We start from the raw sequence: 25,657 nt of genomic DNA, 5'->3' as shown, positions 1-25,657 counted from the left end.
TCTCACGTCCTCTCGAGCCCTGTTTTGAGCGCCTCGAGGTGCTCCGCGAAGACGTGGTGGAGCACCTGGTAGGGACCCTCGGAGAGGAGGTCCACCCCTGCTTCCCCGAGTGTCTCGAGTGGAAAGCTGCTCCCGCCGCGTGAGAGGAACCTGAGGTAGGCCTCCACGGCGCCTTCCTTCCCCTCTATCACGGCCTTTGAGAGGGTGACGGCTGCGGTGATACCGGTGGCGTACTGATAGACGTAGAAGGAGCGGTAGAAGTGAGGGATCCGGAGACACTCGTAGGAGTCGAGTTCCTCTATCGAGACGGCGGGACCGAAGTACTTCTCAAGCAGCCCGCGGTACGTCTCGAGGAAGAAGTCCGTGGTGAGGGGGTGCCCCTCCTCGGCCGCCCGATGACAGACGAGCTCGAACTCGGCGAACATCGTCTGTCTGAAGTAGGTCCCTATGATCTCGTCCACGTGGCGGTTATGGAGGTGGAGGGTGAGTCTCGGGTCCTCCGTGGTGGAGAGGAGACGATGGAGGAGGAGTTCCTCGTTGAAGGTGGATGCGACCTCGGCTTCGAAGATGGAGTACTGGTAGTGGGGGAAGGGATTGGAGCGGGCGCTGTAGTAGGAGTGCATGGAGTGGCCCGCCTCGTGGGCGAGGGTGAAGACGTGGCGGATGACCCGGGGGTCGTAGTTGAGGAGGATGTAGGGGGCCCCCCTGTAGCTGCCGTAGGAGAAGGCGCCGGATCGCTTTCCCCTGTTTTCGTAGCGGTCCACCCATCCGCCGAGGAGGCCCTCCCGCATGGTGCGGGTATAGTCCTCTCCCAGGGGGGAGAGTGCCTCTGCGACGAGGTCCACGGCCTGTTCGTACGGATAGTGGACCTCCACCTCCTTCACGAGGGGGACCTTGGTGTCGAAGAGTCGCAAGGGGTGTAGCTCGAGGAGGTCGGCGCGCAACTTCCAGTACTCGTGGAGGAGAGGGATGGCCGTCTCCACCTGGGTGATCAGGTGGGTGTAGAGATCCACCGGCACGTTGTCGGCGAAGAGGGCGGCGTGGAGGGAGGAGGGGTGGTTCCTGAGCCGGGCTTCGGCGGCGTCCTGCTGGACCTGGGTGGCGTAGAGGGTGGCGAGGGTATGCTGATGGGACTTGTAGACCTCGAGGTAGCGGGTGTACGCCTGTTCCCGGAGGCTCCGATCGGGGTGCTCCATGAACCAGAGGTAGGTCCCGTGGGTGAGGGGGCGTTCCCCCTCCGGGGTGGAGATGGTCCCGAAGGCGAGGTCGACGTCGTTGAGTGAGGAGAAGGTGCGTCTCGCGAGGGAGCGGGGGAGGGAGAGGGTGGCGAGGATGCGTTCCTGCTCCTCGGGGAGGATGTGGGGACGGTAGCGGAGGAGCTTCTCGAGCCATATGCGGAAGTCGACAAGGTCTTCGCGATGGAGGAGTTCCTCCACCACTGTCCCGCTCAGGCGGACGAGCTCGGGCTCCACGAAGCTGAGTGCGCTCTGGAACTCCGTGCTCCAGGAGAGGTAGGTATTCCAGAGCCTCTGGCGGTCGGGGTCTCCGCCGTCCTCTGAGAGACGGAGGTAGGCGTAGACGCCCAGGGCCTCCATCTCCTCGAGGACCTCGAAGTACCGGCGGAGGAAGCCCCCCACGGTGGATGCATCTCCCCCGGCGAGTCTTCCCCTGTACGAGGTGAGGTCGGGGAGCATGCCTTTGACCTTGGTGAGTGCCTCCTCCCATGCTCTGTCCGAGGGAAAGAGGGAGGAGAGATCCCAGCAGTCTTCCTGGCTCTGTTGGTCTCGGGTAGGAAGGTCGGTCATGTGAGGTCCTCCATGAGTAGGCGTAGTTTCCGGGCGGCCTTGCCCCTGTGGGAGATACGGTTCTTCTCCTCGAGTGAGAGCTCGGCAAGGTGCCGTCCGTCGGGGAGGAGAAAGATGGGATCGTAGCCGAAGCCGTGGGTGCCCCGTGCTTCGTGCGCGATGGCGCCCTCGAGGGTTTCCTGGACGATGTAGAACCGTTGCGGGGAGAGGAGGAGCACCATGCAAGATACGAAGGCCGCCCTCCTGTCGCTCTCGCCATGGAGCATCCTGAGAAGGAGGGCGTTCTTCTCCTCTGTGGAGAGGCTCCTTCCCGCCTCCTCCCCGAAACGAGCCGATCGCACACCCGGAGCACCACCCAATGCCTCCACCGAGAGGCCCGAGTCGTCGGCGAGGACTGGTGCTTTCACCAGGTCGTAGAGTGTCTGGGCCTTGGTGAGGGCATTTTCCAGGAAGGTGGCCCCCCTTTCCTCACAGTGAAATTCGATCCCTGCGTCTTCCGGAAGGAGAAGGGGATGAGGCGAGAGGAGGGGGGCGATCTCCTCTTTCTTGTGGCGGTTGTTGCTCGCGAGGTAGATGGTCACGAGGCTCCTCCTCGGGCGTCGACGCCGGGGATGCTCCGTCTGAGGTACACGGAATAGTCCTTCCGGACGGGCTCGTACCGTTGATAGAAGAGGGGGGAGGAGATGATGAAGTCGGCCGTCGACCTGTTGTTGGCAACGGGGATGTTGTAAAGCACGGCGATCCTGAGGAGTGCCTTCACATCCACGTCGTGAGGTTGTGGTTCCATGGGATCCCAGAGGAAGATGAGGATGTCTATCTTCCCTTCGGCGATCATGGCGCCCATCTGCTGGTCTCCTCCGAGGGGTCCCGATTTGAGCTGGACGATGGGGTGGGCCTGTCGGTCGCCGGGCTCCATGAGCTCCTCTATGGTGCGCTGGACGAGCTTCCCGGTGGTGCCCGTGCAGACCAGCCTGTGTTGTATGAGGGTCTTGTAGTTCCACCTCACCCATTCGATGAGGTCCTGTTTCCGGTTGTCGTGGGCCACGAGGCCTATGGTCTTCACGAAGTCCATGTGCGTCTCCTCTCGCGGGGATGTACAGCTGTAGTATAGAGAGAAGACCGTCGGGGGGCAATCTTCGTCCGCCGTGGAATAGTTGATTGCGTGAAATTTCTTCTTGTCACATCCCGGAACACATGCTATACTTTCTCTGGTTGTTCCTACAACCTAATATCCTATCTACCAGGAGGTACCGTATGAAGAAGCTCTCCTTTCTTCTGGTAGGACTCGTTGTGGCAGTGCTCCTCGCAGGATGTGCGAAGAAGGAGGAGGCTGCGGCAGCTGCTCCTGCCAAGATCGTGGTATGGTCCTTCACCGACGAGCTCCAGAGGCCCCTCGATCGGTTCAAGGAGAAGACCGGCATCGACTACGAGTTCACCATCGTGCCCCACGAGGACTACATGACGAAGCTCAGACAGGTGCTCGTCTCCGGTGTGAACGTGCCCGACGTGTTCACCGGTGAACAGCAGTTCGTGCGGGAGCTGGTGGAGAGCGGCTACTGGGACGACCTCTCCGGTCCTCCGTACAACGCCGATGTGTCCGACATGTATCCCTATGCCGTCGAGATGGCGACGGACGCGGACGGCAAGCTGAGGGGACTCACCTGGCAGACGACCCCCGGCGGTGTGTTCTACAGGAGGGGGATCGCGAAGGAGTACCTCGGAACCGACGATCCTCAGGAAGTGGGTAAGTACTTCGCCAGCCTGGACAAGATGCTCGAGACCGCCCGTATGATGAAGGCGAAGAGCGGTGATAGCGTGAAGTTCCTCCCCACCTTGGTGGAGACCCAGTGGATCCCCTACGCCCAGCGGAAGCACGCCTTCGTGGAGGACGGGAAGTTCATCCTGGACGATGTGTATCTGCCCTACTTCGACTTCGTGAAGACCCTTCGTGACGAAGGCCTCACCGCCGAGGCAGGACAGTGGGGGCCCGCCTGGTACGACGGGATGAAGAAGGACTCCAATATCTTCGCCTACTTCGGTTGTACGTGGTTCCTTCACTACGTACTCAAGGCCAATGCCCCCGATTCAGAGGGTGACTGGGGACTCACTTCTCCTCCGGCCTTCTACTTCTGGGGCGGTACCTGGCTCGGTATCTACTCCGACAGCAAGAACAAGGAGAACGCCTGGAAGTTCGTCCACATGTTCACCCTCGAAGAGGAGACCCTCGAGTGGTGGGCGAAGGAGACGGGCGACTTCATCAGCAACCGGAAGGTGGTGGAGAAGATCAAGGACACCTTCTCCGAACCCTATCTCGGTGGCCAGAACCACTATGCCTTCTTCGCGGAGCTCGCGCCGAAGGTGAACGGTTCGCTCGTGACCGGAAAGGACCAGAACATCCTCGGCTTCATCAACCGGGCGGTGGCCGATTACGCCAACGGTGTGAAGAGCAAGGAAGATGCGATCCAGTGGATCAAGGAACAGGTGAAGAACGCCTATCCTGAGCTCACCGTGGAGTAAGCATGTGAAGCATTACGGGGGCTGCAGAGCACCTCTGCAGCCCCCATTTTCATGGAGGGAACCGTGAAACGATACTTACAGATCGTGGGGCTCGGGTTCGTCGCCCCGTTCTTCCTCTTCTTGATTGTGTTCCAGTTCTATCCCATCATCAACACCCTCATGTTGAGTTTCACCAACTACGACGGCCTCAAGAAGATGGACTGGGTGGGCCTGAAGAACTACGCCGACCTCATCGTGGACAAGTACTTCTGGCTCGCCTTCTTGAACACCTGGCGGATCTGGCTCCCCAACATCCTCATGCAGCTGGCCCTCGCCTTTCTCGTGGCCTTCTTCTTCACCGACATCAGGTACAGGATCAAGGGGATAAGCGTGTTCCGGGCGGTCTACTACTTCCCCAACCTGGTGACCGCGGCGACCATCGCCCTGCTCATCAACGTGCTCCTCGACTGGAAGCACGGAGCGCTCAACCAGATCCTCTTCGGGGCCAACGAAGAGGCCTTCATCGATTGGTTCAGGGATCCCGTGAGGACCCAGTTCATCGTCTCAATCGTTCAGACCTGGCTCTGGTTCGGCTATACGGCCATCATCCTCACCACGGGGATCCAGGGTATCCCGAAGACGTACTATGAGGCGGCCTATGTGGACGGCGCGAGCGCCTGGCAGGCCTTCTGGTCCATCACCATGCCGCTCCTCGCCCCGGTGATCACCTTCGTGCTCATCACCAGTCTCATAGGAGGTATGCAGATCTTCGATATCCCCTACATCCTCCGTATGGGACTCGCAGGGGAGAGCGGTCAGGCGGTCACCACCACGGTGATATACCTCTACGACCGTGGCTTCCGCTACCACCGCATGGGCTATGCGGCATCGGTGGCCTGGGTACTCTTCTTCCTGATCGTGCTCTTCTCACTCCTCTACTTCGTACTCGCGGGTCGAGAGAACAGGAGGAAACGATGATCGGAATGGAATCCTATTCAACACGGATACTCATCCAGCGGGTGGTGGTCTACTTGTTCCTCATCATCCTCGCGGTGATCTGTCTCCTTCCCTTCTACATCACGTTCGTGAACGCCACGCGTTCGAGCATGGAGATCAATCAGGGCCTGAGTCTCCTCCCCGGGAGTTCCCTGGGAAAGAACTTCATCACCCTGTGGGGCAAAGGGAAGGGTGAGAATCTCAACATTTTTCGGGGACTGAGGAACAGCTTCTTCGTGGCGACGTCCGCCACCCTCCTCGGCCTCTACGTGGCCGCCCTCGCGGGGTTCGGGTTCGCCTTCTACAACTTCCCGGCAAAACGGTTCCTGTTCGCCGTGGTCCTGGGGGTGATCATGGTGCCCGCGCAGCTGGGTATCATAGGCTACTTCCAGCTCCTGAGTGCGTACCACATGCTCGACACCTTCTGGGCCCTCATCCTGCCGGGAGGGGCGAACGCCTTCGCGGTCTTCTTCCTGCGCCAGTACGCCTCCTCGATCATCGATCAGGAGATGCTCCAGGCGGCCCGCATCGAGGGTGCAGGGGAGTTGCGGATCTTCCACTGGTTGGGGCTTCCGCTCCTGACCCCGGGGCTCGCCACCATGGGGATCTTCGCCTTCGTGGGGAACTGGAACAACTACCTGCTCCCCCTCGTCGTGCTCTTTTCGAATGAGAAGTTCACGGTGCCCATCATCATCGGACAGCTCAATACCAGTACCTACAAGACCGACTTCGGTATGCTCTACCTGGCGATCGCCCTTTCCCTGCTGCCCATCCTCATCGTGTACTCGATCGCCTCGAGGTTCATCATCGAGGGCATCAGCCTCGGCGCACTCAAGGAGTAGGCATGCGGACCATACGGAATCCGATTCTCCCCGGCTTCAATCCCGATCCTTCCATCGTGCGTGTGGGAGACGACTACTACATCGCCACGTCCACCTTCGAGTGGTTTCCTGGTGTCCAGATCCACCACAGCAGGGATCTGGTGAACTGGGAGCTCGTGAGCCGCCCCCTGGACGACCCGGGGGCGCTCCCCCTCCAGGGGGTGCGGGCCTCGGCGGGGGTGTGGGCCCCGTGCCTGAGCCACGACGGCGAGCGGTTCTACCTCATCTTCTCGATCGTGCGCACCTGGACCGATCGGGGGAACTCCGAGGGGCCCAAGGATGTGCACAACTTCCTCACCATGGCCGAAGACGTGAGAGGTCCGTGGAGCGAGCCGGTCTACCTCAATTCGAGCGGGTTCGATCCTTCGCTCTTCCACGACGACGATGGGAAAAAGTGGCTCCTCAACATGGAGTGGGACTACCGTGCGGGACACAACCACTTCTCGGGGATCCTCCTCCAGGAGTACGATCCCGGGGCCAAGCGCCTCGTGGGGCCGGTGTACAAGATCTTCACCGGCACTTCCATCGGCCTCACGGAAGGGCCGCACCTCTACAAGCGGAACGGCTGGTACTACCTCATCGTCGCGGAGGGCGGGACCACCTATGCCCATGCGGTCACGTGTGCGCGATCGAGGAGCATCACCGGCCCGTACGAGGTGCACCCGGAGAATCCCATCCTCACGAGCGTGAGGGACAGGGAGGGGTTCGATCGGGCGGTGGAGTATGGAGGGGACGTCCGCCCGTACCTTGCCGAGGGTCTCCAGAAGGCGGGACACGCGAGCATGTGTCCCTACACCGACGACCTGTGGGTACTCGTCCACCTGTGCGGCAGGCCCCTTCCGGGAACCCTCTACTGCCCGCTCGGGAGGGAGACGGCCCTCCAGGCGGTGCGATGGGGCGAGGATGACTGGCCCCACGTGGAGGGAGGCCCCCATCCGCAGACCGAGGTGCGCCTGCCCGGTGATCCTGTGGAGAAGCGGGGTGGGGCCGTGTTCAAGGACGATTTCGACGGCCCGGGCTTGAGGCCCGAGTACCAGTTCCTCAGGATGCCGCTTGAGGGGAAGTACTCGCTCACCGAGCGGCCGGGTTTCGTGCGCCTCTACGGACGCGAGTCGATCCTCTCGGAGTTCGACCAGAGCCTCCTGGCCCGGAGGGTGGAACACTTCAGATGGCGGGCCCAGACGGCCGTGGAGTTCTCGCCGACGAGCTTTCAGCACATGGCGGGCCTCCTCGTACGCTACGACGAGTCGAACCAGTACTATCTCCACATCTCTGCGGACGACGGGGGACGGAGAGTCTTGGGGATCCTGGTCTACGATAGGGGCATCCTCTCCATGCCCTTGGGAGACGACGAGGTGGTGCTCCCCGATGAGGGGCCGGTCTTCCTCAGGGTCGAGATGGATCTCTACGACGTCCGCTTCTCCTACTCGATCGACGGAGTGGAGTGGAAGGAGATTGGACCTGTGCTCCCCTCGTGGAAGCTCTCTGACGACTACGTGGTACCGCTGGGCTTCACGGGCATGTTCGTGGGGATCGCATGCCAGGACCTCAGGGGGACGGGGGTGTGGGCGGACTTCGATTACTTTCTTTATGAAGCGCTGGACGGATAGTCTTTTTTGCGGCATACTGGAGGTCATAAGATAAGACTTCCGTATGCGAGGCAGACATGCACATTCGAGACGATCTCCACATACCCAAGTACCGTCAGCTCTACGACATCCTGATGCACAACATAGAAAAGGAAGGGCTCAAGGAGGGGGACAGGATCCCCTCCGAGCCCACTCTCATCCAGACCTATGGGGTGAGCAGGAACACGGTGCGCCAGGCCATCGACCTCCTGGTCCAGGAGGGAGTCGTCTATCGTATCCAGGGTAAGGGCACGTTCTACAAGGGGAAACGGCGGGGGAGCGAGAAGAAGCCCTATCTCGTGGGGGTGATCACCCCCCTCACCAAGAAGTACATCTACCCTTCCATCCTGCAGGGTATAGAGGACTGCGCCTACGAGAGGCGCTACAGCCTCATCCTGGGGAACTCCGGAGGCGATACGGAGAAGGAGTGGCATCTCCTCCAGAACATGCTCCAGCGGGGGATCGAGGGACTCATCATAGAACCTGCGATGAGCGCGCACCTCAAGTCGAACACCCGGCTCCTCTCGGCCCTGGAGAGGCTCTCGATTCCCGTGGTGTTCATGGATTGCTACTACGAGGATCTCCCCTTCTCCTTCGTAACACCCGACGATGTGGAAGGGGGAAGGCTCGCCGCCTCTTACCTCATGAACTGGGGGCACAGGAGGGTGGGAATCGTCTACAAGAAGGACGTGGTGCCGGGTGTCCTCCGCCTCCAGGGGTTCCGCGAGGTGGTCCGTTCCCGAGGGGGTGAACTCCGGGAGGAGTGGGTGTGGGGGTTCACCGAAGCGGAGGACCAACCGGGGATGGATCCCGCCCGTAAGCTGGTGGCGGCGTTCCTCTCCCTCCCTCCTGAACGACGGCCCACCGCCCTCTTCTTCTACAACGATCTCTGTGCGATTCAGGGGTTGCAGGAGATCAGGAAGGCGGGGTTGTCGGTGCCCGGAGATGTCTCCATCCTGGGGTTCGACGATTCGGAGTACGCCCACTACGCCGAGATACCTCTCACCTCGCTCGTCCATCCCAAGGAAGAGCTGGGAAGGAAGGCCGCCGACCTCCTCTTCGAGGCCATCGATTCCGGGGATCGTTCCCCGAGGGTGGTGAAGCTGGTGCCCGGGATCGTGGAGCGCGAGTCCATGGGATCTCCCTCCCGATAGGCGTTGCCACATCGGAGCGTATCCGGTACTCTTGTGCCATGTCCGAGTTCCTCGTTCCTGCAGGAGAGGCGAGGGCTGAGTTGGAGATGCGGCGTTCCCGCTTCATCGCCCATGCGGTGCCGGCTTTTTCGGTCGCAGAGGCACGGGATGTCATCGAGGGGAGACGGAGGGAGTGGAGTGATGCCACACACGTGGTCTACGCCTATGTGGTGGGAAGTCCGCGTTCGGAGGTCCAGGGGATGAGCGACGACGGCGAGCCTCACGGTACGGCTGCGAGACCCGTCATGGCCCTCATCAGGGGGAGGAGGCTCTGGAACGTGGTGGTCACGGTGGTCCGCTACTTCGGCGGCGTGAAGCTCGGTACGGGCGGGCTCGTCCATGCCTATGCTGAAGCGGCCCGCAGGGCCCTCGACCGTCTCCCCGTGCGGCCCTTCGTCCCCATGGCGCGGATCCGGCTCGTGGTTCCCTATCCTCTGTTCTCACGATTGGGGCCCTTGCTCGAGGAGTACGAGGTGACGGTGCTCGAGCAGGAGTTCACTTCCGAGGTCTCGCTCACGTGTCGTCTCCCCCTGCGGTGCCTCGAGGGCTTCTCGAAGGGGCTTCGGGATCTCGGATCGGGGAGCGACGTCGACATTCTGGAAGAGGAAGGAGCGTGACATGCACGAGGATACGAGCAAGAGAGTGCTTTCCTACATGGAGGCCCACACCGAGGAGATGGTCGAGCTTCAGCGGCTGCTCACCTCTCACCCCGCCCTCTCGCCCGAGGTGGGTGGTCGAGGAGAGTGGGAGAAGGCCCAGGCCCTCGTCGAGTGGCTGGAGGCCCATCTCCTGCGCGAGGCGCGCGAGAAGGGGGTGGCGGCATCCCTCTCGGTGGTGGAGGTGCCTGACGAGCGGGCCGAGCGCGGTTCCAGGCCTTCGATCCTGGTGGAACTCTGGCACGACAGGAACGGACCTGCCTTCTGGATCATGACGCACCTTGACGTGGTGCCGCCGGGCGAAGTCGCACTGTGGAACGGGGATCCGTTCACCGCGGTGGTAAAGGACGGGCGTATCTACGGACGGGGAACCGAGGACAACCAGCAGTCGATGACGAGTTCGATCTTCGCGGCGCGTGCCCTGGTGGCCCTCGGCCTTGCGCCCGAGAGGCCCCTGAAGCTCCTCTTCGTGGCGGACGAGGAGTTCGGCAACCGCTACGGTATCCAGGCGCTCGTGACCTCCCACAGGAGTCTCTTCAAGGAGGGGGACGTGTTCCTGGTGCCGGACGGGGGGCTCCCCGACGGCTCCATGATCGAGGTGGCGGAGAAGCAGCTCCTGTGGCTCAAGTTCACCACACGGGGGCGCCAGTGCCATGCCTCGAGGCCCGATCTGGGGAAGAACGCCTTTGTGGCGGCTTCGGATCTGGTGGTGAGGCTCTCCCGCCTCGATGAGCGGTTCCCCCGGCGGAACGATCTGTTCGTGCCTCCCTGTTCCACCTTCGTGCCTTCCCGTAAGGACCCCAACGTGCCCAACATCAACACCGTGCCGGGCGAGGATGTGTTCTACATGGACTGCCGGGTGCTCCCGGAGGTGGACCTTGCCGAGGTCATGGGGGCGATCGAGGCCCTCTGCCGCGAGGTGGAGGCGGTCTACGGTGTGGAGATCTCGGTGGAGGTGATACAGCGGATCGTCTCGAGGCCCACGCCTGCGGATGCCCCGCTCGTGGATGTCCTGAAGGCCGCGGTGAAGGAGGTCTACGGTGTCGAGGCGCGTCCCATGGGGATAGGAGGGGGCACGGTGGCCGCTCCCCTTCGGAACGAGGGGTTCGACTGTGTGGTGTGGTCGACCGTGGACGAGACCGCTCACCAGCCCAATGAGTACTGCGTCATCGAGCACATGGTGAAGGACGCGGGGGTCATGGCCCTTCTTGCACTACGCTTTCGCAGATGACGAGGATCCTTCCCTCGGTGAGGATGCGTCGGTTCTCGGGATGGGCGAGGAGCATCCTCACCGCTTCCTCGGGAATCACGAGATCGGTCCTCCCCTGGCCGAAGACGGCTTCCGCCCGGATGCGTAGGGGATGTGCCCCTATGCGCTCGAGATGGGGTTCCTCCCGGTAGGAGGTGGTGAAGGCCACGACTCCCCAACGGGTGAGTACCTGGGGATGGATCATGCGTTCGCTCAGGACGAGCTCCCCGGTGGTGCTGTAGAGGCGGGGGAAGAGGGAGGGGGTGAGTGCGGCGGTTTCCCCTTCCTTTCCATATACGGGGAAGGTGCCCTTCGCATCGATGACGAGTCCGGAGAAGGTGTCGGCGGGTACCCATCCGATGCGCTCGGGGAGGGGGTCGGGGTCGTGGTGGAGGAGGAGGTGTGGGAGGATTTCGCGGGGTATGGAGAAGGTGTAGCGGGCGGTGATACGCGAAAGGTCCTGGCTGTAGGTGATGAGGTCGGGGTGCTTGGTCTCGGGGAGGGCGAGGAGGGAGAGGAGGCGATCGGGGTTGGAGCGGAAGAAGTCCTCCCCGGTGATGCGGGAGGAGATGCGGAGGGTGGAGAGGGTCTGTCTGAGAGAGAGGGGCAGGAGCGTCTGGATGTGTTGGAGGGTGCGGTGGGGTGCGTCGGGGGTGAGCCGGCCCTGAGGGGGGGAGAGGGCGAGGGAGAGTTGGAGGGTCTGGGCCTCCCAGTCCAGCCGCCAGTGGATGGCAGGAGGGGCCTCCTGGGTGAGGGCGGGGAGCGAGAGGAGGATGCCTGCGAAGAGGAAGACGCGCCTCATCTCTTATTCCTCGACCAGGGGCACGGGTATCTTGAGCCGCATTCCCGGATGGATGACCGCGGAAGGTGAGAGGCCGTTCGCGAGGGCGATCCACTCCACGGTGGAGCCGTAGGTGCGCGCGATCCGCCAGAGGGATTCGCCCTCCTGGACCGTGTGGTGTTCCCACCTGAGGGAGGCGGGGAGGGTGGCAGGGGGTGGAGGGGTTCGGGGGGAGACGAGGGGGATGATGATGGTCATGCCCGGCGTGAGGGCGCGTGGACGGACGTCCGGGTTGTAGAGGTAGAGGAGGGAGAGGGGGACTCCGTAGTACCGTGAGAGGGCGGAGAGTGTGTCGCCTGTACGTACGGTGTGGAGGGTGATGTCCAGCAGGGGGACCGATTCCAGGGCTTCCCTCACTGCTGTGGCATGGTGTCGGGGGATCCTGATCACGCTGGAGGGAGGGGCGATCCCCAGGAGGAAGGAGGCGTTCGCCTCCTCGAGGATGTCGAGCGGCACCCCGGTCCGCTCGGAGAGGAGACGGAGCGAGACCGGTCGGTCCACGGAGAGCCCTTCCCATTCCCACGGTTCCTCCCACGAGATGGGGAGCCCGTGCCGGGCCGCCTGGGACGCCGTTTCCACCACGGCGATGAAGCGGGCCACGTAGTGTGTGGTCTGGCGAGGGAGGTGGCCTCCTTCGGCGAGGGCGAAGTAATCCTTGAGCCCCGTGAGGTGTATGATGGAGAGCATGCGGTTGAGGCCGCAGTTGTAGGCGGCGAGGGCGAGGAGCCAGTCTCCCAGGACGGAGTAGTTGTAGGAGAGTTTTTCGAGGGCCGCCCGGGTGGAGAGGACGAAGTCACGCCGCTCATCGATCCACTCGTTCTTCGTGAGCCAGGGGTGCATGGAGTTCTCCATGAACTGCCAGAGCCCCACGGCGCCCGAGCGGGAGACCGCGTGTACGTTGTAGGCCGACTCCACCACCGGAAGGTAGACGAGTTCCCAGGGGAGTCCCGCTTCCATGATGCTGAGGGAGATGAAGTGCCAGAAGGGCCTCGCACGCTCGAGGCTGCGGGCGAGCCATGTGATTCCTTCTTTCGAAAGGAGCCGCTTCCGTTCGGCCTCGATGAGCGGGTGGGGGGGCACCCGGAGGGTGTATCCCCGAGGACCTGCGTGGTGTGACCAGGAAGGAACCTCAGCCGGTCCGGTGCGGAGGGGGCGTGACGGCGCCTCATCCCCCGGGAGGAGGGCCGCCGAAATGAGGATGCAGACTAGAACTTCTCGCCGAAATAGATACCGGCCCATTCCCACTTTCCGTCGATGTCGGGATCGAAAGGATAGTTCACCCGCCTGAAGTAGAGATACCAGACGTTTATCCTGTACGACCACCCCCAGGTCCTCAGGTAGGCCTCGCTCGGGGTGGAGGAAGGATCGAGTTCGCTCGCATAGCGGACCCTGGTTCCGGAGAAGAAGGGGGTGAAGTCGAAGATCACCTGGGCGTTCTTGGCGGTCCGCTCCTGCTCCCACGAGATGGAGAAGAAGTTGACCTTCGCCCGATACCGCGAGAGGAGGGCGGCGTTCCTGGTGCGGATGGCGTACGTGACGGCGTCGAACAGGCTCTCGAGATCGTCGAAGAGCCAGTTCTTGGGCGAATCGTGGAAGGCAAGGAGTTCCTGAACCTTGAGGTAGGCCTCGGGTTCCCCTGGGATGCTGGTGGCGGGATAGTTGAGGAAGAGCCGATAGGTACGGATGGCGTCGTCCCACATCCCGGCCTGTTCGTAGGCCTTGGCAAGGAAGTAGTAGGCCACGCCTGCATCGATCCGGGATGCGTATCGTTGGATGAGGAGGTTGTAGTAGCGGATCCTGGTGTACGGATCTTCCTCCTTGTCGGCCAGCTCCCTGAGACAGAGGAAGTGGAGGGGCACCCCTTCGATGAGCAGGTCGGGATATCCCTCGAGGATCCTCCGGTAGTAGAGGAGGGCGAGAGGCTCGGCACCCTCCCGTTGGTACTGACGGGCGAGGAGGTAGAGGTAGTAGGCGGTGAGAGGCGAATCGGGGGTCCGGGAAGCGAGGCCGGAGAGGAAGGCGGCCCGTTTCGTCCAGAGTCCTTCCTGTGCGAGAAAACCCGCTATCTCCTTGACCGCGATGAGTCTCGTCTCGGGTGAACTCTCGGGGATCAACGAGAGAAGTCGGGCGATGTGTGTCCGTTCGGGAGGTCGTTCCGGAAGGAGATACCCGTCCACCCATGGGGGTGAGGGCACGAAGAAAAAGGACAGGGAGAGGACGACGACGGTGAGGAGGATGAGCGTGGTACGGACGGTGCTGCTCACGGGTCGATCTTATAGTGTAAGTCGAGGGGTTGGCAAGGGCGTGCAGGCCCGCTATAGTGAGATGCCATGCATATCCCCCTGCAGGAAGGAGTAAGAAGCCGTGGGAGAGAAGATACGAAAGGAAGCTGGAGGACTCGTCGTACCTAACGAGCCCGTCATCCCCTTCATCCAGGGAGACGGGACCGGTCCCGACATATGGCGTGCGGCGGTTCGCGTCTTCGATGCAGCGGTGCAGAAGGCCTACGGCGGCAGACGGAAGGTCGCATGGATGGAGGTGCTTGCCGGCGAACGGGCCTACCGGGAGAAGGGGACGTGGCTCCCGGACGAGACCCTCGAGGCCTTCAAAGAGTACCTGGTGGGGATCAAAGGTCCCCTCACCACGCCCGTCGGCGGGGGCTTCCGGAGCCTCAACGTGACGCTCAGGCAGATGCTCGATCTCTACGTGTGTCTGAGACCGGTGAAGTACTATCCCGGCATCCCCTCACCGGTACGACACCCAGAGCTGGTGGACATGGTGGTCTTCCGGGAGAACACCGAGGACGTGTATGCCGGATTCGAGCTCCCCTCGGGGGATGAGCGTACGAAGCGTCTCATCGACTTCTGCAGGAGGGAGTTCGGGTGGCAGATCCGCGAGGATTCGGGGATCGGGGTCAAGCCCATAAGCCCCACGGGGACGAAGCGTCTCGTACGGGCCGCGATCAGGTACGCCCTCGACCACGGAAGGCGCTCCGTGACCCTCGTGCACAAGGGGAACATCATGAAGTACACCGAGGGGGCCTTCAGGGCGTGGGGGTACGAGGTGGCGAAGGAGCAGTTCGGCGATCGGGTGGTCATCTGGGGGGATGTCCCCGACGGCGTCGTGCCCGAAGGGAAAGTGCTCGTGAAGGACGCCATCGCCGACGCCTTCCTCCAGCAGATCCTCACCAGACCCGCGGAGTTCGACGTGATCGCCACCATGAACCTCAACGGGGACTACATCTCCGACGCCCTCGCAGCCCAGGTGGGGGGGATCGGGATCGCCCCGGGGGCGAACATCAACTATGAGACAGGACATGCGATCTTCGAGGCCACGCACGGGACCGCTCCCAAGTATGCGGGGAAGGACATGGTGAACCCGAGCTCCGTGATCCTCTCGGGGAAGATGATGTTCGAGTACCTCGGCTGGCACGAGGCGGCCGCGCTCATCGAAAAGGGGCTCACCGGTGCGATCGCCTCCCGCAAGGTCACCTACGACTTCGCACGTCTCATGGAAGGGGCCGAGCAGGTCTCCACGAGCGAGTTCGGGAACCAGATCATCGCCCACATGTGAGCCACCTTCCTTAGGGAGGATATCCTTGGCATCCTCGCTCCTTCAGGGTAGACTGGTTCCATGCAACCGGAAGAGGCCTATACCCTGGAGGAGGGAGGGGGATACGGCGTACGGGTGGGGCGGCTCAGGCTCTCCCTCGGCTACGAGAGGGGGGTGTGCAGGCTCGCGTACCGGTACGGGTCGCGACAGGTGGATCTCGACGTTCGTCCGGGGGCCGCGATCACCGGGCCTCCGGAGGAGGTGGTGGTCCAGGACATCCTCCTCAGAGCGCCGGCCCGTTCCTTCTCCCTCCTTCCTGCGCTGCCCGACAAACCCCTCATCCTGTTTCCGGAGGCCCCTCTGCGGATCTTCCCGGGCGACGAACACCGCATCTTCTTCCACATCCCCCTGTGGGTGCGGCTCGTCCTTTACGGGGAGTCCTACGAGCACACGGTCCTCGACCTCCCACCGATGGTGTTCTCCAACACGTGGTCCGGGTCTCCTGAGTCGGGAGTGCTCGGCTATTCCTTCAGGACCAGGGTCATGACCGAGCCTGAGGCACGGCCGGCGGGCATGTGGGCCCTCTGTGGGGTGGCCCTCCGCAACCGCACGCAGGGGGAGCTCCTCCTGGAACGTCTCGTCGTGCCCGTTGCCTTCCTCTCCCTCTACCGCGGAGGGGACAGGCTCACCACCTCCCGCGCATCGCTCTCGTTCCGCGGAGAGACCGGAGAACTCCAGTGGCAGTTCGAGAGGGGTGCTCCGGGGTATACCGAGGGCGAGGTGCTCGTCTCTGGTCCCAGGGAAAAGGCCGCCCGGAACATCTTCGTGATGGGGGTTTCCCTCATCCGAAGCCTCACGGGGTTTTGAGTATGAAGTGGCCGTTCGTGAACCTCTCCGGGCTCCTCTCCATGGACTGGTGGAAGGAGGCCCTCGGGATCCTCGGCCTGCTGGTGGGAGGGTTTCTCGCACTCAAGCTGCTGAGCCTCTTCCTCCGGAAGGTGGTGCTGCGCAAGCTCTCGCCTCATGCGAGCATGGTCATCACCAGGATCGTCTACTATTCGGGCCTTCTCCTGCTCATCCTGGTAGTCCTACAAAGGCTCGGGGTGAGCCCTGCCACCCTCCTGGGGGCGGCGGGGATCGCCGGTATAGCGGTGGGGTTCGCGGCCCAGACGAGCATGTCGAACCTCATAAGCGGAATCTTCCTCCTCTCCGAGCGGCCCTTCAGCGTAGGGGATCTCATCAAGGTGGGCGAGTTCACCGGATTCGTGGTCTCGGTGGACCTCCTTTCGGTGAAGGTGCGCACCTTCGACAACAGGTTCGTACGTATCCCCTCGGAGAGACTCATCAACCAGGAGCTCGTGAACATCACCTACTATCCCATACGGCGCCTTGACATCGATCTCTCGGTGGCCTATAAGGAGGACTTCACCCGTGTGGCCCGTATACTGCGCGAGGTGGCCGAGAAGAATCCCTATTGTCTTGATGAGCCGGAGCCCCTCATCGTCTTCAAGGCCTTCGGGGCCTCGGGGATCGAGATCTTCTTCGGGGTATGGTTCATAAAGACCGACTACCTCAAGCTCAAGAATTCCATCATGCACGAGATCAAGCAGCGGTTCGATGCCGAGGGGATAGAGATACCCTTCCCCCACGTCTCGGTCTACACGGGATCGGTCACCTCGCCCTTTCCGATCCGGGTGATGGATGAGGCGCATGACCTCTCCGACGTGGCCGCGGCTCGGGACGTCCCTCCCCCTGAGGACGGGCGGCCGTAACCCCATGGGGGGAGGCCGGCGCTTGCCTTCCCCGGATCGGGTGAGTACCTTAGATCCATGAGTCCTGAAGCAGTCTACGAGGTGTTGTCGAAGGTCACGGATCCCGAACTCGGCAGGAACATCGTGGAGCTGGGGTTCGTGAAGGACCTTTCGATAGAGGATGGGAGGATCGCCTTCACCCTCGAGCTCACCACCCCGGGGTGTCCGCTCAAAGAGACGCTCACAGCGCAGTGCAGGGAGGCCCTCCTCTCGGCCTTCCCCGAGGTGCGGGAGGTGGACATCCGTGTGAGCGCGCGTGTCCGTCAGGACACCCGCATCCAGGAGAGGCTGTCGGTGCCCGTGAAGACCGTGCTCGCGGTGGGGAGCGGGAAAGGCGGGGTGGGTAAGTCCACGGTCACCGCCCTCCTCGCCCATCTCTTCCACAGGTTGGGAGCCAAGGTGGGGGTCCTGGATGCCGACATCTACGGGCCCAACATCCCCCGCCTCCTCCCGCCCGTGCAGGGGCCTGAGGCGGAGGGTGAGCGTATCGTCCCTGCCCGGACGAGGGAGGGGATCGTGGTGATGAGTGTGGGGTTCCTCGTGGAGGAGGGACAGGCCCTGGTCTGGCGCGGTCCCATGCTCCACAGCATGCTCCAGTCGCTCATCACCCAGGTGGAGTGGCCCGCACTCGATTACCTCCTCCTCGATCTCCCCCCGGGCACGGGGGACGTGCAGCTCAGCGCGAGCCAGCTCCTGCCGCTCACCGGTGCCCTCCTGGTGGCCACGCCCCATCCCCTCGCCCAGGAGGACCTGCGGCGCGGGGTGGACGCCTTCAAGCGGCTCTCGGTACCCTTGTTGGGTGTCATAGAGAACATGGCGGGCGAGGTGTGGGGCGAGGGGCTCACGGCCCGTACCGCGGAGAGCCTCGGCGTTCCTTTCCTGGGGAGCATCCCCCTCTCCCAGGAGATCGCCCATGCGGGTGTCTCGGGCGATTTCTCGTTCCTCGACAGAGGTGAGCTGCCTTTCAGGAAGCTCGTGGAGGCCGTAGGTTCCAGGGTGAGCGTGGAGACCTACCGACTCCAGGGGTGAGGCCCTTGACGAAAGGGGGCGGGGTTCGCATAATGCATCCACCACTTCTTTGTGAGGAGAGAGATCGGTGCCGTGCGGAAGAAAGCGTAAGCGGAAGAAGATTGCCAAGCACAAGAGGAAGAAGAAACTCCGGAAGAACCGCCATAAAAAGAAGAAACGCTGAGGTTTCATGACTCGAAAGAGGGCAGGCCGGTGAACTTCACGTACCTCTCTCAGGTAGAGGGGCCAGAGGATGTCAAGAGACTTTCCTTCTCCCAGCTTTCCGAGCTGGCAGAGGAGATACGTGAGTACATCCTTGCGACGGTGAGCCGGACGGGAGGACATCTTGCATCCAATTTGGGCGTGATAGAGCTCACCCTTGCCCTCCACTATGTCTTCGAGAGCCCGAAGGACAGGATCATCTGGGACGTGGGGCACCAGTGTTATCCCCACAAGATCCTCACGGGCAGGCGTGATGCCTTCCCCACCCTTCGCCAGAGGGGAGGGATAAGCGGGTTCCCCAAGCCGTCAGAGAGCGAACACGACGTGGTGGAGACGGGACACGCCTCCACCTCGCTCTCCATAGGGCTGGGCCTCCGGATGGGCATGGAACTCCTCCGGCAGGAGGGGAAGGTGGTGGCGGTCATCGGGGACGGTGCCCTCACCGGTGGCATGGCCCTGGAGGCCCTCAATCACGCGGGACACCTCAAGAAAGACCTGATCATCGTTCTCAACGACAACGACATGTCCATCAGCCCCAACGTGGGGGCCCTCTCCTACTACTTCAGCAGGCTCTCATCCACCAGTTCGTACCAGCACTTCAGGGAGTGGGTGGACGGGATCATCGCGGGTATCCCCCACTACGGGGGAAGGCTCATGGACATGGTCGAACGACTGAAGGCCGGTGTGAAGTCTCTGGTCTATGAGCAGAACCTCTTCTCGGTCCTGGGGTTCGAATACGTGGGGCCGGTCGACGGGCACCGGATCGATCGACTCGTCCAGGTGTTCCAGGACGTGAGGGAGATGCAGCGGCCGGTGGTGGTCCATGTGAAGACGAGGAAGGGAAAGGGGTACCCCTACGCCGAGGAGGACCCCACGACCTACCACGGGGTTTCCTCGTTCTGCGTGGACAGCGGGGAGGTGAGCTCCTCGGAAAAGGTGACCTTCACCCAGGCCTTCTCCCAGGCCCTGCTCTGCGAGGCTTCGAAGGATGAGCGCATCACGGCCATCACGGCGGCCATGGAGACGGGGACAGGGCTCGCCCCCTTCAGGCAGGCCTTTCCGGACCGGTTCTACGACGTGGGGATCGCAGAGCAGCACGCGGTGGGGCTCGCCGCAGGTCTCGCACGTGCCGGACTCAGGCCCGTGGTTGCTCTCTATTCCACCTTCCTTCAGCGGGCGATCGACCAGGTGATCCACGACGTGGCCATCCCGAAGCTCCCAGTGGTGTTTGCGATCGATCGGGCGGGCCTCGTCCCCGGGGATGGAGAGACCCACCAGGGTATCTTCGATGTGCCCATGCTCAAGGCGGTGCCGGGCATGACCATCCTCATGCCTGCGACTGCCGACGAGATGCACCTCATGCTTCGCTGGGCCCTCGAGAGGGGCGGCCCCGTGGCCCTTCGGTACCCGAAGGATGTCTGCCTTCCCCCTCTCTCGGCATGTGAGGGGGAGCTCATCCCCGGACGGGGGGTGTTCCTGCGGGAGACCGGCGAGGCGCACGTCCTCCTGGTGGGAGCCGGAGGGCACCTCAGGGAGCTCCTCTCGGCTGCAGAACTGCTCTCAGGCGAGGGGATACCGGCGGATGTCTACCACCTGCGCTTTCTCAAGCCGCTCGATCTCGTCCATCTTGGAAAGATCTTCTCGCGGTATCGGGGCGTGTACCTCCTGGAGGATGGGGTGGCCTCGGGAGGTGTCGGAGAGACCATCCTCGCCGCTGTGGATGTGGAAGGGGTGCGGCTCGTCCACAAAGGCGTGCCCGACGAGTTCCCCACCCATGCGACGAGGCAGGAGCTCCTCGCCGACTACGGCCTCGATGCGGCCCACATAGCGGAGCTGGTCCGCGAGGGGGTGGGCGGTTCCCGGAGGCTCCACTCCCACTCTGCGTGACGGCCGGGAGTGCGTGCACCTTCCGCGTGTTTGTGGTATACTGCCCCCATGAAAGCCCTCAGACTCGCATCTGGAGCCCTCCTTCCATACGAACGACGGCCGCTCATCATGGGCATAGTGAACACGACGCCGGATTCCTTCTATCCCGGAAGCAGGGCCTCCGGTGAGGAGGCGGTGAGGAGGGCCGTGGCCCTCGTGGAGGAGGGGGCGGATCTCCTGGACATAGGGGCCGAGTCCTCGCGTCCCGGGAGCGACTATGTCTCCGAAGAGGAGGAACTCGCCCGGCTCGTTCCCGTGGTCCGGGAGGTGAGGAGGCTCGTGGACGTGCCGATCTCGGTGGATACCCGGAAGGCCCGTGTGGCCCGGGAGGCCCTCGATGCAGGGGCCGACATCGTGAACGACATCTCGGCCCTCAGGGACGATCCCGACCTCGCACGGCTCGTCGCGGAGAGGGGGGTGCCGGTGGTGCTCATGCACATGCGCGGAACACCCCGCACGATGCAGATCGATCCTCACTACGACGATCCGGTGGAGGAGGTGCGGAGGGAGCTCCTCTCGTTTGTGGAACACGCCCTCGAGGCAGGGGTGCACCGCGACCAGATCATCATCGACCCGGGATTCGGGTTCGGGAAACGAAGGGAAGACAACCTCCTGCTCTTGAAGCACCTGGATGTATTCGTCTCCACCGGGTATCCTGTGCTCGTGGGAGTCTCCCGCAAGTCCTTCATCGGACTCACCCTGGGGAGAGAGGTGGAGGAAAGACTCTCCGGTACCCTCGCGTGCCACTACCACGCCGCCCTCAAAGGAGCGGCCATCCTCAGGGTGCACGATGTCAAGGCCACGAGGGATCTCATCCTCATGAAGGAGGCCGTGGAAGGAGCGACGCTCCCCTCCGGGCCTGCGGCGGAGTCATGATAGAGACGCTCAAGACCCTCTGGGACACGGTGTTCCTCCCCCTCCTCGATATAGGGATACTCGCATTCCTCATCTACAAGACGTACGAGCTGCTCCTCGTGACCAACGCCCTCCCGGTCCTGAGGGGGCTTCTCTTCCTCGGAGGGCTCTACCTCCTCGCCTTCGTCCTGGGGCTCTCGACCCTCCGGTGGATCCTCTCGTTCCTCGCACCGGGCCTGGTGCTCGGCGTGTTCGTGATCTTTCAGCCGGAGCTCAGGCGCATCTTCACCCGGCTCGGCCAGGGACAGGTCTTCGGCCTCGGGGCGAGGAGGTATTCCCTCGACATCGACGCGGTGCTCAATGCCATGGAGGTCCTTTCTGCGGCGCGGCGGGGGGCGCTCATCGTGCTCTCCCGGAGCATGAGTCTGCGGAACGCGATAGAGACGGGAATCCGGCTGGACGCCGAGCTCTCATCCTCGCTCCTCATCACCATATTCGGTCATGACACCCCGCTCCACGATGGTGCGGTGGTGATAGAGAAGGGGCGGGTGGTCGCGGCTGCCTGTTTCCTCCCGCTCTCCGAGCAACCCCAGGCACGGCGGGCCTTCGGCGCCCGTCACCGGGCTGCTCTTGGACTCGCCGAACAGTCGGACGCGGTGGTCCTGGTGGTCTCGGAGGAGACAGGTGCCCTCTCGCTCGCCTACGAATCCAAGCTCCTCTACGACCTCTCGCCCGAGGAGCTCAGGGCCGTCCTCGCCGGGTTGCTCGGACTCCCGAGGGAGAGGACCCGCATCGAACAGGGGGAAGGGGTATGAGGACGAAGAGGAACGTGTTCCACCACCTCCCCGCGAAAATCGTCTCTCTCGTCTTCGCCGTCCTCCTCTTCTATGCCCAGAGGTACTCGGCCTTCGAGGAACGCTATGTGATGATCTCCTTGAGCGCCCGCCTCCCGGAGACGCTCATCCCTGCGAGTCCCCTTCCGGAGAAGGTACGGGTGGGGATACGGGGCAGGGAGGAGGATATCTACGCCCTCCTCCCCGAGGACCTGTCCGTGTACGTGGACCTCTCTTCCCACACGGTGCCGGGTCGTTACACCGTCCCGATCCATCTCGATCGGGGGGAATCCGCCCTGGGTGTGGAAGCCGAGTTTTCCATAGAACCCTCGCAGATCACGGTGGAACTGGTGGAGAAGCTCTCCAAGTCGCTCCAGGTGATACCCGATGTGGCGGGTTCCCCGCCGCCCGGGTACGAGGTGGTCCAGATGCTCGTGATCCCCTCGTCGGTCGAGGTGGAAGGTCCCAGGGACGTGATCGAGGGGGTGACGCAGATACGCACGGAGCGTATCGACCTCTCCAGCAGGACCGAGGATGCGAGCCTCACCGTGCGGCTGGTGAGGCCCGCTCCTTCCGTGAGGATCCCGGGAGGGGATGTGGTGGAGGTGCGTGTCCTCGTGAGGGAACGGATCATCCATCAGACCTTTGAGAAGGTCCCCCTGGTGGCGGTGGACCTGTCGCCTTCTCTCGAGATGGAAGGCCTTCCCGAGGAGGGGTCGGTCACCATCCAGGGGCCGTATTCGACCATGGAGGGGCTCGCCCCGCAGGATGTGCACCTGGTGGTGGACTGTGCAGAGGTGGAGGAACCGGGTGAGTATGTGCTGGAGGTGCGGCCGATCGTTCCCCAGGAGGTGGTGGTGCTCGACTTCTCACCTCGCCAGGTGGGTGTACGGGTGAGGTTTCGGGAGTCCCCGGCTACCGGAGTCGTCTCGGAGGAGGGGGAATGATCCTGGGAGTGGGCATCGATGTGGTGAGGATCGACCGGATCGCACACTGGTGGGAGAACCCCGGACTGGTGGCCCGCTACTTCCACCCTCTCGAGATAGAGAGCATACGACGGAAGGGGGGAGGGGTCGCCGGATCGCTCGCCGCACGGTTCGCGGCCAAGGAGGCCTTTGCAAAGGCCCTGGGGACGGGGCTGCGCGGGTTCTCGCTGAACGAGGTGCAGGTGGAGAACGATCCCCACGGCCGACCCTATCTCGTGCTCCACGGAAGGGCCCGCGACCTCTTCGCACGGCGTGGGGGGGCCCGTGCGCACCTCTCGCTCACCCATGAGAAAGACGCGGCGATCGCCGTGGTGGTCATAGAGGGGGATGTATGACGCAGGAATCCAGCCCTGATAAGGGTCTCAAGCTCACCTACTTTTCCAAGCGGCCGTTGGAGTGTCCCGTGTGCAGGACCGAGTTCTTCAGGGAAGACCTGCTCTCGGGGCGGGGGCGTCTCATCGCGGGCCGCCTCACGCTGGAGCTTCGAAGGCTCTACGAGCCCTCGAAGAAGTATGGGGCGGTCTACCCGCTCGTGTATCCTGTGACGGTGTGTCCCTCATGCTTCTACGCTGCCTATCCCGAGGACTTCCTCGAGATCCCCGCCGAGGCCCTCCTTCCCCTCGAGGCCTCCACCGACGCGCGCCGTGAGCTCCTCCTCTCGATCTTTCCCGACCTCTCCTTCTCGGCCCCGCGGCGCCTCTACGAAGGGGTGGCGAGTTACGTGCTGGCCATGCTCTGCTACGAACACTTTCCGGCCGACACGGCTCCCACCTTCAAGATGGGACTCTCGGCCCTCCGCGGGGCCTGGCTCGCCTCCGACCTCCAGGCCCAGTTCCCGGATGAGGGCTGGGGCCTCCTCGTGCGTCACCTCTACCGGAAGGCACGCTTTCTCTACATCCTGGCGGTGGAGAGGGAGCAGAAAGGTGAGGAGGTGCTCTCCCGCCTCAAGTACCAGGGACCCGACCTCGACAAGAACTACGGCTACGACGGCGTCCTCTATCTTGCAGGACTCCTCGATTATCGGTATGGTCCACGATCGAACAGGGAAAAGCGGATCGCCTCGCTCATGCGGGCCAAGCAGATCATCGCGCGCATCTTCGGCATGGGCAGGGCATCCAGGCACAAGCCCCAGGTGCTCCTCGACAATGCAAGAGACGTCTACGACCTCATCCGGAAGGAGCTCGAGTCCCTGGGGGCCGATGGAGGGGAGCCGGTAGATGGGTCAGCGTAACATCAAGGTGGTGCTCGCCTACGATGGGACGGACTTCGTGGGGTGGCAGCGGCAGCCGAATGGCCGGAGTGTCCAAGGGGTGGTGGAGGATGCCTTGGCGAGGATGCACAAGCACCCGGTGCACGTCCATGCGGCGGGCCGCACTGATTCGGGGGTACATGCCGTGGGGCAGTGTATCAACTTCATCACCGACATCGATTCCCTCCCGGTGGAAAAGTTCGCCCTTGCGCTCAACTCCTTCCTGCCCCGCGATGTGAAGGCCCTCCAGGCCGAGGAGGTGCCTCCCGACTTCCACGCCCGTTACAGCGCGGTGCGTCGGGAGTACCGCTACTACGTCTTTCCTTCGCCCTCGCCGTATCCCCACCTCAGGCGCTACAGCCTGTGGGTGAACCGCCTGCCGGACGTCCGTCTCCTCAATGCGTATGCCTCCTGCATTGTGGGCGAGCACGATTTCTCCAGCTTCTGCAGCCCGTCGGATCCGAGCCCGTCCAAGGTGCGCCTCATCCACACCGCTTCGTGGTTCCCCGAGGGGTCTCAGCTGGTGTTCCGTATCGTGGGGAACGCCTTCCTCTGGCGGATGGTACGGGCCCTGGTGGGTACCATGCTCGACCTCGAAAAACAGAAGGCCGACCCCGAGATGATGCGGAAGATCCTGGAGGCGAGGGACAGATCGGCGGCCTCGGACAGCGCCCCGGCGTGGGGGCTCTTCCTCCATGAGGTGCAGTATGAGTGAGCAGGATCTCTACAAGGAGTTGTGGGAGCTTTCGTTCCTGGTGGAAGACCTCGTCCATGGGGGATGGGAGCGCCCACACCCCGCCCCCCCCACCGTCCCGGCGGGAGCCCCTCCCCTCGTGGCAGGATCAGGAGAGAGGAGTGAGAGGAAACCCACCGGCGGAGACGATCCGGCACGCACGCTCGGGGCCCTCCACGAGCAGGTGCGCGCCTGTAACCGGTGTGACCTCGCCCGGACCCGGCGGCATGCGGTGCCGGGGATAGGGAGGGTGGGCCTCCCGGTGATGGTGGTGGGAGAGGCCCCCGGCGCGGACGAAGACGTGAAGGGCGAGCCGTTCGTGGGGAGGGCCGGGCAGTACCTGGACAAGTGGCTCGCGGCCATAGGGCTGCAGCGAGGCCGGGATGTCTTCATCACGAATGTGGTGAAATGCAGGCCGCCGGGGAACCGCGATCCCCGTCCCGACGAGATCTCGGCCTGTCTCCCCTTCCTCGAAGCACAGATCGCGCTCGTGAGACCGCGGGCCATCCTCACGGTGGGGAGGTTCGCCGCCTCCACTCTGCTCGGTACACAGGAGGGCATCTCCCGCCTCCGGGGGAGGGTCTACCGGTACCGGGACATTCCCCTGGTGCCCACCTACCATCCGAGCGCGGTCCTCAGGGATCCGTCGCTGAGGAGGCCTGTCTGGGAGGACCTCAAGCTCCTCTCTTCCGTCCTGCGCGGGGAGGGGGCGGGCGTGCACGATGCCTCGAGGTGAG

The 25,657-nt window shown here is 63.3% G+C and carries 25 protein-coding genes; 19 read left to right on the top strand and 6 right to left on the bottom strand.

Going from position 1 to position 25,657, the window contains the following annotated elements:
• Nucleotides 1-2 precede the first annotated feature (2 nt).
• The 3 genes from pepF to STHERM_RS09250 are packed head-to-tail and all read right to left on the bottom strand — an operon-like array spanning nucleotide 3 to nucleotide 2,877.
• Nucleotides 3-1,805, bottom strand: coding sequence for an oligoendopeptidase F (gene pepF / locus STHERM_RS09260; RefSeq protein ID WP_013314629.1), 1,803 nt, complete (start codon nucleotides 1,803-1,805; stop codon nucleotides 3-5).
• Nucleotides 1,802-2,386 (bottom strand): RdgB/HAM1 family non-canonical purine NTP pyrophosphatase, encoded by a 585-nt coding sequence (rdgB, locus tag STHERM_RS09255; RefSeq protein WP_041623537.1) that lies wholly within the window; start codon nucleotides 2,384-2,386, stop codon nucleotides 1,802-1,804. The genes pepF and rdgB overlap by 4 nt, the downstream gene beginning before the upstream one ends.
• Nucleotides 2,383-2,877 carry a methylglyoxal synthase gene (locus STHERM_RS09250; protein ID WP_041623535.1) on the bottom strand — a complete coding sequence of 165 codons (495 nt, stop codon included), beginning with the start codon at nucleotides 2,875-2,877 and terminating at the stop codon, nucleotides 2,383-2,385. The genes rdgB and STHERM_RS09250 overlap by 4 nt, the downstream gene beginning before the upstream one ends.
• 182 nt (nucleotides 2,878-3,059) lie before the next feature.
• Here STHERM_RS09250 and STHERM_RS09245 point away from each other — a divergent pair, with 182 nt between their 5' ends.
• The 7 genes from STHERM_RS09245 to STHERM_RS09215 all read left to right on the top strand — a co-directional run bounded on the left by STHERM_RS09245 (nucleotide 3,060) and on the right by STHERM_RS09215 (nucleotide 10,886).
• Nucleotides 3,060-4,322 (top strand): ABC transporter substrate-binding protein, encoded by a 1,263-nt coding sequence (locus STHERM_RS09245; RefSeq protein ID WP_013314627.1) that lies wholly within the window; start codon nucleotides 3,060-3,062, stop codon nucleotides 4,320-4,322.
• Nucleotides 4,323-4,385: 63 nt separating this feature from the next.
• The gene (locus tag STHERM_RS09240; protein WP_041623533.1) at nucleotides 4,386-5,279 is read left to right on the top strand and encodes a carbohydrate ABC transporter permease; all 894 of its coding nucleotides are present in this window, start codon (nucleotides 4,386-4,388) and stop codon (nucleotides 5,277-5,279) included.
• Nucleotides 5,276-6,139 (top strand): carbohydrate ABC transporter permease, encoded by an 864-nt coding sequence (locus tag STHERM_RS09235; protein WP_013314625.1) that lies wholly within the window; start codon nucleotides 5,276-5,278, stop codon nucleotides 6,137-6,139. The genes STHERM_RS09240 and STHERM_RS09235 overlap by 4 nt, the downstream gene beginning before the upstream one ends.
• A 2-nt stretch (nucleotides 6,140-6,141) precedes the next feature.
• Nucleotides 6,142-7,788 (top strand): glycoside hydrolase family 43 protein, encoded by a 1,647-nt coding sequence (locus STHERM_RS09230; RefSeq protein WP_013314624.1) that lies wholly within the window; start codon nucleotides 6,142-6,144, stop codon nucleotides 7,786-7,788.
• Nucleotides 7,789-7,844: 56 nt separating this feature from the next.
• On the top strand, nucleotides 7,845-8,960 hold the full coding sequence (locus STHERM_RS09225; protein WP_013314623.1) for a GntR family transcriptional regulator: 1,116 nt from the start codon (nucleotides 7,845-7,847) through the stop codon (nucleotides 8,958-8,960).
• 38 nt (nucleotides 8,961-8,998) lie between these two features.
• The gene (locus tag STHERM_RS09220; protein WP_013314622.1) at nucleotides 8,999-9,616 is read left to right on the top strand and encodes an IMPACT family protein; all 618 of its coding nucleotides are present in this window, start codon (nucleotides 8,999-9,001) and stop codon (nucleotides 9,614-9,616) included.
• A 1-nt stretch (nucleotide 9,617) separates the two neighbouring features.
• Nucleotides 9,618-10,886, top strand: a complete 1,269-nt coding sequence (locus STHERM_RS09215; protein ID WP_013314621.1) for a M20 family metallo-hydrolase — start codon at nucleotides 9,618-9,620, stop codon at nucleotides 10,884-10,886.
• Here the strand turns inward: STHERM_RS09215 and STHERM_RS09210 are convergent.
• From STHERM_RS09210 to STHERM_RS11770, 3 genes are all read right to left on the bottom strand, one after another.
• The gene (locus STHERM_RS09210; RefSeq protein ID WP_013314620.1) at nucleotides 10,852-11,706 is read right to left on the bottom strand and encodes a hypothetical protein; all 855 of its coding nucleotides are present in this window, start codon (nucleotides 11,704-11,706) and stop codon (nucleotides 10,852-10,854) included. The two genes, STHERM_RS09215 and STHERM_RS09210, sit on opposite strands and share 35 nt — an antisense overlap.
• A gap of 3 nt (nucleotides 11,707-11,709) precedes the next feature.
• Nucleotides 11,710-12,825: a LysM peptidoglycan-binding domain-containing protein gene (locus tag STHERM_RS09205; RefSeq protein ID WP_237223260.1), complete on the bottom strand. Its 1,116-nt coding sequence runs from the start codon at nucleotides 12,823-12,825 to the stop codon at nucleotides 11,710-11,712.
• A gap of 125 nt (nucleotides 12,826-12,950) precedes the next feature.
• Nucleotides 12,951-14,009: a tetratricopeptide repeat protein gene (locus STHERM_RS11770; RefSeq protein ID WP_013314618.1), complete on the bottom strand. Its 1,059-nt coding sequence runs from the start codon at nucleotides 14,007-14,009 to the stop codon at nucleotides 12,951-12,953.
• Between the two features lie 100 nt (nucleotides 14,010-14,109).
• Between STHERM_RS11770 and icd the strand changes: the two genes are divergently transcribed.
• From icd to STHERM_RS09140, 12 genes are all read left to right on the top strand, one after another.
• Nucleotides 14,110-15,318: an NADP-dependent isocitrate dehydrogenase gene (gene icd / locus STHERM_RS09195; RefSeq protein WP_013314617.1), complete on the top strand. Its 1,209-nt coding sequence runs from the start codon at nucleotides 14,110-14,112 to the stop codon at nucleotides 15,316-15,318.
• A 60-nt stretch (nucleotides 15,319-15,378) separates the two neighbouring features.
• Complete coding sequence (locus tag STHERM_RS09190) at nucleotides 15,379-16,164, top strand: DUF432 domain-containing protein (RefSeq protein ID WP_013314616.1); 786 nt, start codon at nucleotides 15,379-15,381, stop codon at nucleotides 16,162-16,164.
• Between the two features lie 2 nt (nucleotides 16,165-16,166).
• The gene (locus STHERM_RS09185; protein ID WP_013314615.1) at nucleotides 16,167-17,069 is read left to right on the top strand and encodes a mechanosensitive ion channel family protein; all 903 of its coding nucleotides are present in this window, start codon (nucleotides 16,167-16,169) and stop codon (nucleotides 17,067-17,069) included.
• Between the two features lie 57 nt (nucleotides 17,070-17,126).
• Nucleotides 17,127-18,137 carry a P-loop NTPase gene (locus STHERM_RS09180; protein WP_013314614.1) on the top strand — a complete coding sequence of 337 codons (1,011 nt, stop codon included), beginning with the start codon at nucleotides 17,127-17,129 and terminating at the stop codon, nucleotides 18,135-18,137.
• A 192-nt stretch (nucleotides 18,138-18,329) separates the two neighbouring features.
• Nucleotides 18,330-20,225 (top strand): 1-deoxy-D-xylulose-5-phosphate synthase, encoded by a 1,896-nt coding sequence (dxs, locus tag STHERM_RS09175; protein ID WP_013314613.1) that lies wholly within the window; start codon nucleotides 18,330-18,332, stop codon nucleotides 20,223-20,225.
• Nucleotides 20,226-20,273: 48 nt separating this feature from the next.
• Nucleotides 20,274-21,140, top strand: a complete 867-nt coding sequence (gene folP, locus STHERM_RS09170; protein WP_041623529.1) for a dihydropteroate synthase — start codon at nucleotides 20,274-20,276, stop codon at nucleotides 21,138-21,140.
• A complete protein-coding gene (gene cdaA / locus STHERM_RS09165) occupies nucleotides 21,137-21,934 on the top strand; it encodes a diadenylate cyclase CdaA (protein WP_013314611.1) in 798 nt (265 codons plus the stop codon). The genes folP and cdaA overlap by 4 nt, the downstream gene beginning before the upstream one ends.
• The gene (locus STHERM_RS09160; protein ID WP_013314610.1) at nucleotides 21,931-22,899 is read left to right on the top strand and encodes a YbbR-like domain-containing protein; all 969 of its coding nucleotides are present in this window, start codon (nucleotides 21,931-21,933) and stop codon (nucleotides 22,897-22,899) included. The genes cdaA and STHERM_RS09160 overlap by 4 nt, the downstream gene beginning before the upstream one ends.
• Entirely contained in the window at nucleotides 22,896-23,273 is a 378-nt protein-coding gene (locus tag STHERM_RS09155; RefSeq protein ID WP_013314609.1) for a holo-ACP synthase, read from the top strand. Before STHERM_RS09160 ends, STHERM_RS09155 begins: the two co-directional genes overlap by 4 nt.
• Complete coding sequence (locus STHERM_RS09150) at nucleotides 23,270-24,169, top strand: DUF2225 domain-containing protein (protein WP_013314608.1); 900 nt, start codon at nucleotides 23,270-23,272, stop codon at nucleotides 24,167-24,169. Before STHERM_RS09155 ends, STHERM_RS09150 begins: the two co-directional genes overlap by 4 nt.
• Complete coding sequence (truA, locus tag STHERM_RS09145) at nucleotides 24,156-24,902, top strand: tRNA pseudouridine(38-40) synthase TruA (RefSeq protein ID WP_013314607.1); 747 nt, start codon at nucleotides 24,156-24,158, stop codon at nucleotides 24,900-24,902. Before STHERM_RS09150 ends, truA begins: the two co-directional genes overlap by 14 nt.
• Nucleotides 24,895-25,656, top strand: coding sequence for a uracil-DNA glycosylase (locus STHERM_RS09140; RefSeq protein ID WP_013314606.1), 762 nt, complete (start codon nucleotides 24,895-24,897; stop codon nucleotides 25,654-25,656). The genes truA and STHERM_RS09140 overlap by 8 nt, the downstream gene beginning before the upstream one ends.
• The last annotated feature ends 1 nt before the right edge of the window (nucleotide 25,657 follow it).

Origin of the sequence: Spirochaeta thermophila DSM 6192 (genome assembly GCF_000147075.1) — a bacterium.
GTDB classification, from domain to species: Bacteria; Spirochaetota; Spirochaetia; order Winmispirales; family Winmispiraceae; genus Winmispira; species Winmispira thermophila_A.
Note: the sequence above shows the minus strand (reverse complement) of the source record. Positions and strands in the feature narration are given on the sequence as shown.

Bases quoted from the DNA above. Each gene is read 5' to 3' on its own strand.
- pepF (WP_013314629.1), bottom strand. From the start codon at position 1,805: ATGACCGACCTTCCTACCCGAGACCAACAGAGCCAGGAAGACTGCTGG.
- STHERM_RS09140 (WP_013314606.1), top strand. From the start codon at position 24,895: ATGAGTGAGCAGGATCTCTACAAGGAGTTGTGGGAGCTTTCGTTCCTG.
- STHERM_RS09210 (WP_013314620.1), bottom strand. From the start codon at position 11,706: ATGAGGCGCGTCTTCCTCTTCGCAGGCATCCTCCTCTCGCTCCCCGCC.
- STHERM_RS09235 (WP_013314625.1), top strand. From the start codon at position 5,276: ATGATCGGAATGGAATCCTATTCAACACGGATACTCATCCAGCGGGTG.
- STHERM_RS09160 (WP_013314610.1), top strand. From the start codon at position 21,931: ATGAGGACGAAGAGGAACGTGTTCCACCACCTCCCCGCGAAAATCGTC.
- STHERM_RS09225 (WP_013314623.1), top strand. From the start codon at position 7,845: ATGCACATTCGAGACGATCTCCACATACCCAAGTACCGTCAGCTCTAC.
- STHERM_RS09190 (WP_013314616.1), top strand. From the start codon at position 15,379: ATGCAACCGGAAGAGGCCTATACCCTGGAGGAGGGAGGGGGATACGGC.
- STHERM_RS09180 (WP_013314614.1), top strand. From the start codon at position 17,127: ATGAGTCCTGAAGCAGTCTACGAGGTGTTGTCGAAGGTCACGGATCCC.
- STHERM_RS09155 (WP_013314609.1), top strand. From the start codon at position 22,896: ATGATCCTGGGAGTGGGCATCGATGTGGTGAGGATCGACCGGATCGCA.
- cdaA (WP_013314611.1), top strand. From the start codon at position 21,137: ATGATAGAGACGCTCAAGACCCTCTGGGACACGGTGTTCCTCCCCCTC.
- STHERM_RS09230 (WP_013314624.1), top strand. From the start codon at position 6,142: ATGCGGACCATACGGAATCCGATTCTCCCCGGCTTCAATCCCGATCCT.
- STHERM_RS09220 (WP_013314622.1), top strand. From the start codon at position 8,999: ATGTCCGAGTTCCTCGTTCCTGCAGGAGAGGCGAGGGCTGAGTTGGAG.
- STHERM_RS09250 (WP_041623535.1), bottom strand. From the start codon at position 2,877: ATGGACTTCGTGAAGACCATAGGCCTCGTGGCCCACGACAACCGGAAA.
- truA (WP_013314607.1), top strand. From the start codon at position 24,156: ATGGGTCAGCGTAACATCAAGGTGGTGCTCGCCTACGATGGGACGGAC.
- STHERM_RS09245 (WP_013314627.1), top strand. From the start codon at position 3,060: ATGAAGAAGCTCTCCTTTCTTCTGGTAGGACTCGTTGTGGCAGTGCTC.
- STHERM_RS09150 (WP_013314608.1), top strand. From the start codon at position 23,270: ATGACGCAGGAATCCAGCCCTGATAAGGGTCTCAAGCTCACCTACTTT.
- folP (WP_041623529.1), top strand. From the start codon at position 20,274: ATGAAAGCCCTCAGACTCGCATCTGGAGCCCTCCTTCCATACGAACGA.
- STHERM_RS09185 (WP_013314615.1), top strand. From the start codon at position 16,167: ATGAAGTGGCCGTTCGTGAACCTCTCCGGGCTCCTCTCCATGGACTGG.
- STHERM_RS09215 (WP_013314621.1), top strand. From the start codon at position 9,618: ATGCACGAGGATACGAGCAAGAGAGTGCTTTCCTACATGGAGGCCCAC.